9 protein-coding genes are annotated in these 13,018 nt (G+C 49.2%); all 9 read right to left on the reverse strand.

Features of this window, described 5'->3' with window-relative positions; genetic code table 11:
• Window positions 1–42: 42 nt before the first annotated feature.
• Window positions 43–1,275, reverse strand: coding sequence for an RHS repeat domain-containing protein (locus tag AC6I8T_RS24665; protein WP_497834666.1), 1,233 nt, complete (start codon window positions 1,273–1,275; stop codon window positions 43–45).
• A 100-nt stretch (window positions 1,276–1,375) separates the two neighbouring features.
• Window positions 1,376–2,593 (reverse strand): RHS repeat-associated core domain-containing protein, encoded by a 1,218-nt coding sequence (locus AC6I8T_RS24670; RefSeq protein WP_497834667.1) that lies wholly within the window; start codon window positions 2,591–2,593, stop codon window positions 1,376–1,378.
• Between the two features lie 164 nt (window positions 2,594–2,757).
• A complete protein-coding gene (locus tag AC6I8T_RS24675; RefSeq protein ID WP_497834668.1) occupies window positions 2,758–4,728 on the reverse strand; it encodes a hypothetical protein in 1,971 nt (656 codons plus the stop codon).
• Window positions 4,729–4,765: 37 nt separating this feature from the next.
• On the reverse strand, window positions 4,766–6,391 hold the full coding sequence (locus AC6I8T_RS24680; RefSeq protein ID WP_497834669.1) for a hypothetical protein: 1,626 nt from the start codon (window positions 6,389–6,391) through the stop codon (window positions 4,766–4,768).
• Between the two features lie 87 nt (window positions 6,392–6,478).
• Complete coding sequence (locus tag AC6I8T_RS24685) at window positions 6,479–7,438, reverse strand: Rpn family recombination-promoting nuclease/putative transposase (protein WP_497834670.1); 960 nt, start codon at window positions 7,436–7,438, stop codon at window positions 6,479–6,481.
• 142 nt (window positions 7,439–7,580) lie between these two features.
• Window positions 7,581–8,054 (reverse strand): hypothetical protein, encoded by a 474-nt coding sequence (locus tag AC6I8T_RS24690; protein WP_497831579.1) that lies wholly within the window; start codon window positions 8,052–8,054, stop codon window positions 7,581–7,583.
• Between the two features lie 94 nt (window positions 8,055–8,148).
• Window positions 8,149–10,746: a hypothetical protein gene (locus tag AC6I8T_RS24695; protein ID WP_497834671.1), complete on the reverse strand. Its 2,598-nt coding sequence runs from the start codon at window positions 10,744–10,746 to the stop codon at window positions 8,149–8,151.
• A 13-nt stretch (window positions 10,747–10,759) separates the two neighbouring features.
• On the reverse strand, window positions 10,760–12,535 hold the full coding sequence (locus AC6I8T_RS24700) for a hypothetical protein (RefSeq protein ID WP_497834672.1): 1,776 nt from the start codon (window positions 12,533–12,535) through the stop codon (window positions 10,760–10,762).
• Between the two features lie 11 nt (window positions 12,536–12,546).
• Window positions 12,547–12,975: a tetratricopeptide repeat protein gene (locus AC6I8T_RS24705; protein WP_497834673.1), complete on the reverse strand. Its 429-nt coding sequence runs from the start codon at window positions 12,973–12,975 to the stop codon at window positions 12,547–12,549.
• Window positions 12,976–13,018 lie beyond the last annotated feature (43 nt).

The following is a 13,018-nucleotide window of genomic DNA, read 5'->3' on the forward strand; positions in this document are numbered from 1 at the left end:
CGCAGCAGCGCCTTAAATAACGCTGCTGCGGAAATAATGCCGCTAATGTTTTCTGCTATGTGCCCCCAAACCGGAATAACTGACAAACGACCTGCCGCAGTCTTTGCAAATTATATCCACTTTTTTGTGTGTTTCTTTGTGCATGGGAAGTTCGGTTTCAGAATAAAAAAACGCAGGACACCCCTCAATATCGCAACGATATATTGGTGCCAGATTATGAGATTGCAGGTGCTGATAATAGGTGGCAAAGCTATCAAAAACTCGACTGCATAAGGGGTTCATACACATGAAATTATTCATCCCATGATATGCCATATGGAATGCAAGGAATACATTATCATAAACGACCTGGCTGCATCCCTCGATGGGGCAGGAAAATATGTCCTTCTGATGTCCATTTTTCAAATGCATATGCAGTCCCTTGGTCTTTGTAAATTCACGGGGGCAAAATTTACATCGATAATTCTCAAGGGCGGAGGTGCTACAAGACGGTCCTGACGCAAATGAAACGTCCCCCACAGTCGCGGGTGGATTTACCGCAGGTGCCAACTGCCCGGTAAAGAGGGCGTCTGTCGATATCGCTTGCCACAGGTCGTGCTCTTCGTTGGCAAGATGGAGCGCAGAAGGTGGGGAAACAGAACGTTCTGCATAGTCTTGTTTCTGACCGGCGATAAGATTCAGTTCGTTATCTGTTCCTGTGACTCTCAGCCAATGGTTGAGGTCCTTTTCCACCTCCGAAAACAGATCATCCATCATCCTGCCATCAAGGTCACGCTGCGTGACGGGATTATTACCCACCATGCAGAACAGATTTAACCCGTTCACGGTGCCTGCCGGATCACAGTTGTGCCAGCGCAGCAGCCACGGCACATAATAACGCCAGCCGTAGAAAATCAGCCCGCTAATATCGCGTTCTTTGCCCGCATAACGCTGGAACTTGAGGGTGGCCCCTGCCTGCCCCCCGGTTAACCAACTGGCGGTGCCGCCAAATGGATACCAGCTTTCCTGGCTCACGAGGTTACCACACGCATCCACCGCGCCGCACACGCTGTTAAGGCGATCGCAGAGGTTGAAATGCGTGTAGGTTTGGCTTCCCTGCCGATAAGTGCGGCTGTGTCCCAGTGCCATTGTTAGCAGGAGCTGCTGACCGGTGCTGGTGCGGAGCTCCAGCCCCGCCAGGTAACGCGCCTGATGCTGCCGGGTGCCGGTTTGCAGCTGCTTAAGAATTCGTGCTCCGGGCGCGGCGTAGCGATAAAGCTCATGGTGCTGTGACATACATCCTCCTCGGTTTGAGCATGAAAATGTATGTCACCACGGATCTATTAAAAACCTGAGCCATATTTCCAGCGTGTGCTTCAGCTACGCATCCGACATACTACGACGCTTGCCCTCCCGCACCACCGTTTTTCTTATGGTATCTATTAATATGTTGGATAAGCGCACGTTTATTTACCGGAAATTTATCGCAATGCGGACAGGGTAACTTTTGCGTTTCAGGAGAGTGCAATGAATTGATATGATTGCGCAAATAATCTTTTCTGACAAACCCCATTCCACAGCCAGCGATTTCACACAGGTATTTTCTTTTATTACTGTGGACGGTATTCATATGACGACTAAGATCGGATTTTCTGGAAAAAAGCGCTTCACAGATAGAGCACTGATTATTCTTCGTACCGGTATGAGCATTTAAATGGTCATAAAAATTTATTTTATGTGCGAACTCCTTCTCACATCCCGCAATGTGACATTTCAACAGGATACCAGGTCTATGCTTGTTTCGTTGATGTGATTCGAGCAAATTAATTAAGTCGAACCTTTTATGGCAAATTTGGCAAAAACAGTCGATTTTTCTTGCGTCAGTACTGGGTCCGGGCAGGGGTAACGCCGGAATGAGCGGTGGTGTTTCATCCACCGCAACCAACAGGATACACTGGGATGTAGATGGCCGGGACGGATCTCCCCCGGTCACACCTGGCTGACCGCCGATACTGTTAAGGTCGGAACCTATTTTTCCTCTGTCCTCAAATTCATTGAGAACCTTTCCCACATCCTCAAGGGGATTTTCGTACATCCTACCATCGCGGTCACACAGCGTGGCCGGATTATTACCCACCATGCGAAACAGATTTAACCCGTCCACCGTGCCTGCCGGATCGTTGCTGAGCCAACGCATCAGCCACGGCACATAATAACGCCAGCCGTAAAAAATCAGCCCGCTGGTATCGCGTTCTTTGCCAGCATAGCGCTGGAACTTGAGGGTGGCCCCTGCCTGCGCACCGGTTAACCAGCTTGCCGTGCCGCCAAACGGGTACCAGTTTTCCAGGCTGATTAGCTGTCCATATTCATTCATCACACCTTTGACGCTCTCAAGTCGATCGCAGAGATTGAAGTGGATGACATTCTGGCCTCCCTGCCGGTAAATGCGGCTGTCCCCTGCCACCATTACCAACAGACGTTGTTGCGAGATGTCGGTGCGGATCTCCAGCCCCGCCAGGTAACGCACCTGCTGCTGGTGCGTGCCGGTTCGCTGGTGTTTCATACTGCGTGTGCCCGGCATAGCGTAGCGATAGCATTCAAGATTTATTGTCATACGTGACTCCTGGGTTAAAAGGAGCCAACTTAAGTCATCACACATCTATAAAAACGCTCCGCCAGCGCCGCTACGGAACCCGACGAGAAAGGTACAAAATACACTCTCATCACTTCACTCAATTATTGATCCGCCGCCCGGTTAAACCAGGCGGCGGAAGTTATTTAAGGTACATAACGACAGTTATCGGCGATTTCAGCTACCTGACTGCTCACCGGCAAAACAATGCTCAGCTCGCGGTCGCCACTTCGCCATAAACGATTGCGAAAGCCGCTGTAGAGTTGGCGGAAGCTACTGCTGGCGTCATCAATTTTTTCACCGGCGCTTACCCAAAAGAAGTTTTGATTGATAAAGTCGGCAAGGTATTTCGGCCACAGATAACGCTGACCGCTCAGGGCGTTCACCTCAAAAATTTTACTCTGCTGCGTGTCACTTCCGGCCTTTGTCATCGTTACCGTCACGCGACTCCCGGCAGGTAAATCACCGTAGGAGCACAGGGCGGAACCCTGGGGATTAAGTTGCCAGCGTTGTTGAGTGCTGAGATCGAGCGGTAAGAAGGTAAATTCTACCGGGGTCTGCTGCCCGATGGGTTGGAAAACCCAATTGCGGTAGCTGCTCGCCAACGGCGCGTTAACCGGGGTCTCACCCACACGCAGCGAGGCAGAAAGCGTATTGATCGCCGTCGCCAGCTGTTGCGGCCAGCGGTATTTAGAAAGCTGACCTTCAGTATCATCGCGCGGATCAAGGGCGATTTGATGGGTAACCGGTTTACCGTCCTGTTGTTCTGTCCATTGCACCACCACGCCCTGCCGATAGTGATCTTCTGTCAGCCAGTTTTGATGCAGTTGCTGCACCTTTTTCCACTGCGTCACATCCGGTGCCCCGATTTTGTAGCGATAGAGTTGATTACCTGAAGCGCTGTACAAATTATCTCCAATGACAGCCGGCGTCCCACTCACTCCGGCCTGGAGATATTTGCGCTGCTGTTTGCCATCGGGAGAAAAGGCTAACACCCCTGCGCCTTCCGGGCCGCTAAAACTGCGATAAGCCCAACCCGCCTCATCGAACACCATATCATCGACAAATTTTGTCCCAGCGGGCGGCACTACGGTGAACTGTAAAACCCCGTTGGTGCGTTCAAAAACATACATCGCATTGCTGTATCCGGCATAAGCACGCTGCTGATGTGAGGTGATAAAGAACCAGGCATTATCAATTAACCCACATCCCGGTGTTTCAGCCGTCCACAGAAGCGCGGCGTCGGTTTGTCCGGCGACCGCTTGTTGCAAGTCGATTTTGGCAATGCGGCATTGGTTGATGTTTTGTCCGTAAGCAACCTGCTGATTATCTTCCACCAGGCTAACGGCCCGTCCACCAGAAAACCAGGCCGCTCCACGGTTTATCCTCTCCTCCGGGTGATTAACGGCGCGCACCGAACGAAAATTATCAGCGTGGCTCCCACCCTGGGATAAGAGATGCGCCTCACCTGTGGCATCGGTCACATACAGGCTGCTGTTGATATTCAGCTCCACAGCTTGCGTCCAGCGATAGCTATCCGGTGGTGTACCGCTATCTTTCGCCACCAACAACGTATTATTTTCGCCACCGGTGCGCATACTGACATAAAATTGTGTGAAGTCCGGATTAAAAACAAACGACTTTAAGGTATATCCGTCGCCATCTCCGTCAGATGGAAAATTAAATACTTCTTCAGGTATCTGATCGGGCGTGGGAGTTAATTTATAAATTGATGAGATAAGCTGTTTATCATCTACCGTCGCCAATACCGGCAGATAAAGTTCGCCTTGTGATCCCGTTGGTAAATGATTGTGGTAGTAAAACCTTTTAGCTCTCGCCGCCGAACCCTTTATCCATTCATTACTGAGGGTTAAAGTGCCGTTCTCCAGCACGGCATAGCTGCTACAACCCTCTCTGTTATCCGGGCAGTTTTGGTCTTTTTCATACACAATATAACTGCGGTCGGGTCCGGCCATATAAACACCCTGAATATTCCCCGGCAGTCGTTCTACTGCTTCCGGTAATATCTCCTCTGCGAAAGCGGAAGTGGATAGCATGGTAGCCAGCACAACGGCCATTTTACTTAGACGTGGGTGTAGGTATTGAAATGATTTCATTGTTTGAATTTCCCTATATTTATTAAAGTTACCGCAACTACAACCCCGGACAGCTACCCTGCTGATAGCTGAAACCGGAATATTTATTGTAATTAAGTCCCTGGTAGTCATCGTTCAGGTTTTTCAACCACAATCGATTGCGAAATTTGCTAAACAGCGGTACCAGTTCATTATTGATAAATGCACCTGCGCCAATGTAATTTCGCACCGGGCTGCGATTAATGGCTCGAGCAAGATCGTAAGACCAGCGAGAATGATTATGGGTATGTAATGCAGTCAGTGGAAAATATTCATTACCACCCAGACGCTTCTCCAGTTTCAGGCAGACGCGATCGCTCAGCGCCTCGCCTTCTGCCAGCGTGATCGCGGTGAAGTCTGCCACCGGATTGCTGAACCATGCCAGTGTCTGTATCGGGGCGCTGCGATCCGCAAGTGGGGCAGAGAGCGACGCTGTCCAGCCACGCGCCTGCAACTCCGTCGGCAGCCACAGATGGTTACGATAACTGCTGGCCAACGGCAGAATATGACGATTCTTCTCCCTTTCTCCTGCCTGGAGAAAAGCCTGCTGCGCATTAATTTTTTCCGCGACCCGCAACGGCCAGAATCCGGGATAACCGGCGGATTTATCAGCACTGTCCAACAGGATGTCACCTTGCTGGCGGATGCGGTGCAATTGGTCTCGCACTTCCCAGCGCACCTGATAGAGATCGGCGCTGGCGGCAAGCGGCTCGCCTTCGATGATCTCCTCCAACTGCGTCCAGCGCTTATCCAGTGCCATATCCGCTTCAGCCAAATGAAACAGGATCAACTCGCCACTGACCAGCGCATATAGCCGTCGTTGATGCATAACCAAAGATTGCAGTTTGCCAACACCGGCTTTGCGAAAAATAATGTCGCGTTTTTGTGTCTGCGGATCAAAACGCCAGATGCCCCACTCTCGCCCGCTATCTGCGGCATTAATCGCCGCGGTGCTGCGATAATAACTATACCCCTCACCCGTAATAGGATCGTAAACCGGTGGGGAAACCACGACATTGACACTGTTATGGGTCAACCGGGTCAGCGGGAATTCCGCAACCGCCTCACTATCACGGCTTTCCGAGCTCCCGATGTTATCGCGTTGGGCAATGGTTAGAGTTTGCTTTTGCCGGGTTGCGATATCGATCGCCTCAAGCGTGCCGTGGTGTTCACTCTCCATGCTGCGTGCAGTGACGATGTACAGCGTCGTACCATCGTCATCCAGCCAACTGCTGAGCGGGATGTGCCCGGTCGCGCTTTGATAAATTAAGCTGGCGGTAACCGGTTGTTCTGCCGTTTTAAGTTCATAAATCAGGCTGTGATTCTGACTGCTGAGTGGCAACCAGAGAAGCCCGTTCGCGCCAAAAATAACCGCCTGTGGACAATCCAGCAGCGTATCGACGGCGAAAATCTCGCCGCGTATCTCGCGGGTCAAATCCGCACTGAGGATGCGATACCCCAGCGCGCCATTAATCAGCGGTGAGAAGGTATAAATATCACCTTGTGGCGCAACCGCCATACGACATATATCATCCCCGAGTAGCGATCGGGGACGGGAGAACTCGACGGCAAAGGCCGCTTCAGATAAGGTTAACCAACTGAAGATAAATAATAAAAAGGCTACCAGACGACGGGTCATATTCATTGCGGTTTTCAATCCATGTTGAAGGTCCAACCTGGTGAAAAAAGGGAGAAGACGAGGATTTATCGTTGTTATTTTACTGTCGCTGAATCAGGGCGTTTGTTTTTGCATCCGCGCCTGAGTCAACCACTCTTCCGAAAGTCCGGTCATTTTCATCACCGTGGTTTTGTCCATGCCGTTCTGCAACATGGTGGTGGCGATACACAATGCAGCGTCCAGTCGTCCCTGCTCGACACCTTTCGCGATACCCAGCCGAATACCGCGTTCTTCGCCCAGTTTCAGGCCTTCAAGATGCCCTTTATGTTCAAATTGCTGCGCAATGTTCAAAAAAATCTCCTCATGCTGGGGTAGATGGCTGGCCAGCGCCAGCAGGAACGCTTCCGGTTCCCCGGCATCGCCGGTTTGTAGCATCCAACGGATCAGGACATGCAACTGATCGCGCGTCATATAGTTGATGGTCAACAGCGTTATCAACTGTGGCATCAACGCGGTGAGTTCCCGGGTATAGATATGTTTCAGTAGCAGCTCCAGTGTCGCCATACGGCGATGGTTCATAATCACGTTGTCCGGCAAGGACAGCACATCGGCCAACGGGAAATCATGGGTGTAAAACTGCTGCGCCAGCGCGGGATCGGGGAAAAGGTCGATCCAGTTGAGTGGTGACGACTGTGCTTTGTCCTGACAAAACAGCAGCGGCATCACCAACGGTAGCTGGCCGGCCCCTGAATGCAGATGTTTTTGCATCACGGTAATTGCGGCCTGCATCAGCCAGAAGGCGACATGTTGATTGGGCGTCCTACGCGGGTGCTGTAACAGGCAATAAATGTAGGCATCGCCACTCCATGTTTTTACGGAATACAACACTTCGCTGTAATCACTCAGCAGCGTCGCCTCGATATAGCGCCCCGGCACAACCCGCAGGGAACTGAGGTCACATTTTTCTAACAGGGACACAGGCAGGTGAAATTGCAGAAAATCCCGTGCGGTACCAGGATGAGTGAAAAAGGTTTTAAACAGTACATCATAGGAAACAGGGGTACTTTTTTTCATCAAAACGGAACTCTATAAGAAAAAAATCAAGGGCCGTTCAGACCTGATGCCATTCAGTAAAGGCACATTGCGTTGTGCAGATTTGCGATCTCCCATTAACGCTTAACTGACAAAAGCCAGGCCGTTCAGCCCCATCATGTTATTACCAGGAAGGAGGATAGGAGAGACAAATTGGTACTGGCGAGGTGGTGTGTTCACCACCATATTCCGCAACAAAATAATCTACCAGTGGCTTTTCGTTAGCAGAATAAATAAAGAAGCACATCACCACATTATCATCGACAATATCATAAGGCTTCAGATGAGAATGGTCGCCGTAATGATGGGCAAAACCCACTTTATCTCCTTTTTCATCAGTATAACAGGGACGGCGTTTGGCCATTTCACGGTTGCCTTTCCAGATCAGGCGAGTGCCAGAGCGGGTACTAAAACGAATACTGTCTTTCAACTGAGAATGATGTGGGAATACCACCTCCCCCCGTTTGTTTTCAAATTTCATTTTCACCACTACCGGACCATGATGTACCCCATCAGGGATAATAAATTTTACGGCGGTGTCCCTCTCATCTGCCAATTCCATAGAGAATTCGGTCAGATGATATTTATCATCAGTCATACCCCCTCCACATTTTTTAGGGTCGATAACAGAAAGAATGCGCCACCAGTGATGGCGCAAAGGTAGATATTTAATATAAAAATAGAAGGAAAACTTACAAATGGCTGTGCAAACTTCCGCGCATCTTCTTCTGGCTTTGCTCGTTATTTTTTCCCATATTATCAAGTTCTTCCTGTATTTTACGTGCTTGTTCCGCTCTCGCTTCATCGCTGCGCAAGGAGCTGGCCTGTGTCTCTTTAGCCGTGTCACTCTTAATCACGCTAATTTTGGCTTTTTCAACTGCACTTACCATTGCCAGCGCGGTGCTCACCTGGGAAAGATGACCGAACGCATTCGCTACTGTCTGGAATAACACCATCGAGACAGTATCCAGATACTTCGCCCTGGAGTCAGCCTTGGCTTTAAGGTCCTGCTCTACGGCGATATTCTCCTTAATGGTGGTACGGGCCTGTTGTAGATTCCTGACCGTTTTACTAACTGCACCCATAAAGGGACCTTTCAGCGCATTGAATCTATTCAAAATACCGATAAGATGAGGTTTATACATACTCACATCATTACTATCCATTGCAAGCCTGAGTTGTTTCGCAAACTCATTTTTAAGCAGCTCCGCTTCGTTTCTGAATACTCTGACATCGTGTAAATTATCTCTTATCTCCTGTGCATTCCTTTCTGGTAAGTCTTTTAATCGTTTATTTTTTGTCAACTCAAACAACGCGTCTTCAGCAACAAGGAAAGAGTCAGTTTTTCGCTCCATTTGTTTGGCGATATCTTCCAACCGACAAATCGATGTGGAGAGGTTAGCTTTCTCATCGTTATTAATAGTTTCAAATTCAGGTGGAGCAAAATGTAAATGATGGATTTGTCCAGCTCGGAGTAAATGCGTGCTGACCTGAGCTTTGCTCTTCAACAATATTCCCCAGTTTTCTTTCAAATGGCCCTCATTATTAAAAACCCTTGAGGCAAAGTGTTTGAATTCGGCATTTACGCCCCCCTGAAGACCGTGAACATTCTGCAACATGTCATAGGTTGCTTTGGTACTCGTGCCAAAAAGTTCGAAGCCGTCAACTTTTTCTCGCTTCGCAGGTGGGCATGGCGGTTCTGGTGGAGGGGGGGGTGGCAGTGGAACGTTTTTCCAGTCTATGCGGTTCTGCGCTTCGGTTTCTGTTGTTACGGCAACAGAGGGGGTTGTGGAAGTGGCTACAGTTTCCGCATCCTCAGGGATCACCGCGTAACCATCATCTGACGATGAATACAATCTTTTCACTTCTGTTTGAACTGGCTGCTGTCCCGGCAGTGGTAAAGTGCTTGCAACCAATTCTTCCGATACTGCAATCGGAGTTTGGTTTTTCCTGTCCTGAGCCGGACTCGGCTGGGGAGTCTTAACTTCATTAACAGCGACCGTTGCGGGTTCGGATTCGGCAGGTTTTATGCTCTTATTTACGCCAACTGCTGGGGCGCTTAAGGGGACCAATAGCAAATCGTTATACTCGACCTTGGTTTCTGTTGCCGGTTTTTGTTCCAGATTATTTTTTTGGATCTTAGCCACAGCAGAAGGCGCGATGGTATGTTCATGTTCAACTTTGGCGTTATCAACCTGGTTGTGAGATTTATTCACTGCCTTAACAAATTGTGTACTGCCTTTCATCTCCTTAACAAGGTCAAAATGTTGTTTTGTCTGTGCTCGACTTGAACCCATCAACGTAAATCGATCATTAAAGGGCATATCTTCTATTTTCATATCGACCGATGCCGACGTACTTTTGCTGGTGCCACTGATAAACAGCGCTCGGGGGGGAACAGCGCGCCCCCCTTCAGGTAACGGCTGAGCTATTTGCGGTGTGACTTTGGGGAGATCTTCATATTGAGGCATCTCAGTTTTGGTTTTTTTATAGACCAAAGCATGATGATATTTTTGTTGCTCCATCTCAGTACGCGCAACATCAGGTTTCAATGTCGCTGGCTCCGGTGTTTCTTTCACTTTAGTGCTATCGAACTTAATCCTTTTATTCTTCCAGAGACGCTCATTATTAATATTTAATTTATTTTCTATATGCCCATAGGCATCAATATTTTTCTGATGTTGATGGGCTTTCAAATGGAATTTGCTGGCACGAATGCTACTTACTGCGCCAGTGGACGTTGCCACCGAGGAAACCACCGCATTAGAAATCCCGCCTCCCAGGTCCTTACCTGCTTCTTTATATTGTTGCTCACTGGTGAAATGCTGCAGATTCTGTGAGGTCTGTGCAAGGAGTTTAATTCCTTCCTTTTTTAGCTGCTCGTCAAGAACTTGTGTTTCAGCCCGTTCGGTCTGTACATCCATCAGGTTAATTGTAAGCTGGTCTGTGGTGATATGCAGCGTTGCAGCCGGTGCGCCGTCTTTTCCGTCTTTTGCTGCTGAGCGACGCTTGCTATCACCCGCTGACTGCGCCAGGTTCTCCAGCGGATTCGCCTTGAGGAAAGCCTTGACGACGGCCAGTTGTTCTTGCGTCAGCTCAGCTAACTGTGGTGTCGCCAGGGTTGGAGTTCGCAGATCATGAATATCAACTAATATTGTCCGTTCCAGTTCGCTCACCTGCAGCGACTTGAGGTTGAGTGATGTGGATAATTGTCTACTATTCTCCGTGGCTGATTCGATATTTGATATTAATGGTAAAGCACGATGAGGTGATTGAATGAGTAAACTCATATATTGATATCCTTTAATGACGTGCAGCAATGTTCATTGTCAGCTTAATATTGCGCTGATTGATGTCGTGAACCAGTTCACTGATGAGTTCAACAAATTCTTTTGCTGTTTTGGTGGATTGATCTATTCCCTTTGGCATATTTTTCATCATTTGGTAGAGCAGATCCTGCCAGAATTCAACCTGCTTGATTTCCGCCTGGCTATCACCCAGTGCCCGCTTGGTTTTAACCTGTTGGAACAGATAACCAAACTGCACCAGTTGCAGGCTTTGCGTTGCCACACCGGCCCCTCCCTGGACTAATGAACTGCGTTTCTGTACCCATTGCAGGGGTTTCGCGAGTTTGGAGGCGTCAGGCACGCCGGGCAATTTCTTCAGGCAAGGCATTTTCTCGGTGAAAAAGCCCGCCAGGCGTTGGCCAAACTTGCTGGTTGAGAATTTTGAAATCCCTTTTGAGACGAGAATACTGGCAACCAGGACAATAATTTGTGCCAGCGCATTGGCGACATGCTCCACCCAATCGCCAGATGCCCCCAACAGTTTCATCACCTCAGCCAGCCCCTTCCCGATACCTTCCGCAATTTTTCCGGTCAGGCTGAAACCGGCGACCTCTTCCAGTACCACCTCCACAAGGGTAAACAGCAGCGAAAACAAGATTGCGCCTGCCCCCGCAGTTAAGGCGCTTACCAACAATCCAACCAAGGTCATGACAATGCGTGTCAACCACTTAAAGATGGTGCCTCTGCGTTCGGCGGATTGTTGTTGCTGTCGCGCTTTATCCTGCAATTCAGCATTATCTTTGAGTCGTTTTCTCGCCGTCTCAAGCATCACTGCCTGCATAGCATCGCTGCCATGTTTTTCGATTTCGATTTTGAGCGTGCTCATAGAGATTTTGAGTCCACGCAAATTCAGCAACATACGCTCAAGATCATAAGTGGTGCCTCCGGCCGGAAACGCGAGTTCTGGCTGCTCTGCACTTTGTGGCGTGACGGTCGGTTCAATGCTGTTTCGTTTTATGGCTGTCGGGTTTTGCAATAACACGCTAATCACCGCATCGAGGGCTTCATCCTGGACTGATTGCCATAACTCGCCCATCTCGTCTGCCAGCAACACCACATCGTTTGCCAGTTGTTGCAGCGTCGCCACATCAGGTTTTTCATCCACAAGCGAGGAGTCCGACTGCTGTAGTGACATGCTCGGTAACGAGGTGGCTGTCTGTCGTGTGGCGTGCAGGGGTTGTGGCGTCTCATTACACATCGGTGCAGTGGAGGTTATGAGCGTCGTTGGCAGTTTGGCTTTATTTGCCAGCAGAGTGGCGTCTGCTCGGGTAACGGGTGCCTGATTAAACCCGGCTTTTTTCATTGCCGCCGTCAGCGACAGCGTGCTGCCAGTGCCGCGTTCTTGCTGGTTGATGATATCGTGCTGTGTCTGTGCCAGCAGTTGCGCTCGTTGTTGCTCCAGCTTTTGCACCATCTCACGATTCGCCGGCGACACCATGACATCAGAAGACTTTAGCGCAAACCATTTGACGTTCAGCAGTAACGCTTTTTTGTGATATTCATCGCCAAGCTGCTCGTTGCGCGCAGATTTTTGCTGCTGCGCTTTTCGCATGGCAATCAGTTCGTTCAACAGCACTTCAATTTCGTCAAGGAGTATATTTTTATTGCTGTGAAGCGTGAGTCGCTGCCGCTGCTCTCGTTCAGCCCGCTGTTCATCACGCGCTTTATTAGTTTGTTGGGAATTAAAATGATACTGATAAATGTTGCGATAACTTGCTATGGATGCCGTCATGGCGTTTTCCTTTAATGTTCAACGTCCGGGGAACTATCCAGGGCGCTGAGATATCCCTGTGCGGTGAGTTTTAATTGTGCATCGTTGGTAGAGGCATACACTTCTTCAAAGCACTCACGCGCCTGCACGTTTTTCTTAATCATTAAATGGCAGTACCCTAATTGCAATAAAGGCCGATAGTCATTATCCGCCAGCGCTGCCGCTGTCATATAGACCTCAATAGCACGGTGATACTGTTTTTTTAGTTGATGCGTTGCAGCCAGGCCCATCTGATAATCTTTGTTTAAAGGGCGTAGTAAACATAGATATTGAAATAGTACATTCGCTTCTTCCAACTTAGAGCGTTGATAGAGATTCCAGGCACAACTGTAAAGATTATCCAGCGTTTCCTGATCACAGGCTTGTTCAGTGCTTTCGCTCAATATTTGTGTTTCTTCCATTGGGGTTCTCCATTTTACAAATTTTTTCGTCGCATAACAGGAC

It is taken from the genome of Pantoea sp. X-Soil-OKNW-556 (assembly GCF_059730695.1).

Coding starts and splice junctions, on each gene's coding strand:
- AC6I8T_RS24690 (WP_497831579.1), bottom strand. CDS start 8,054: ATGACTGATGATAAATATCATCTGACCGAATTCTCTATGGAATTGGCA.
- AC6I8T_RS24705 (WP_497834673.1), bottom strand. CDS start 12,975: ATGGAAGAAACACAAATATTGAGCGAAAGCACTGAACAAGCCTGTGAT.
- AC6I8T_RS24665 (WP_497834666.1), bottom strand. CDS start 1,275: ATGTCACAGCACCATGAGCTTTATCGCTACGCCGCGCCCGGAGCACGA.
- AC6I8T_RS24670 (WP_497834667.1), bottom strand. CDS start 2,593: ATGACAATAAATCTTGAATGCTATCGCTACGCTATGCCGGGCACACGC.
- AC6I8T_RS24680 (WP_497834669.1), bottom strand. CDS start 6,391: ATGAATATGACCCGTCGTCTGGTAGCCTTTTTATTATTTATCTTCAGT.
- AC6I8T_RS24700 (WP_497834672.1), bottom strand. CDS start 12,535: ATGACGGCATCCATAGCAAGTTATCGCAACATTTATCAGTATCATTTT.
- AC6I8T_RS24675 (WP_497834668.1), bottom strand. CDS start 4,728: ATGAAATCATTTCAATACCTACACCCACGTCTAAGTAAAATGGCCGTT.
- AC6I8T_RS24695 (WP_497834671.1), bottom strand. CDS start 10,746: ATGAGTTTACTCATTCAATCACCTCATCGTGCTTTACCATTAATATCA.
- AC6I8T_RS24685 (WP_497834670.1), bottom strand. CDS start 7,438: ATGAAAAAAAGTACCCCTGTTTCCTATGATGTACTGTTTAAAACCTTT.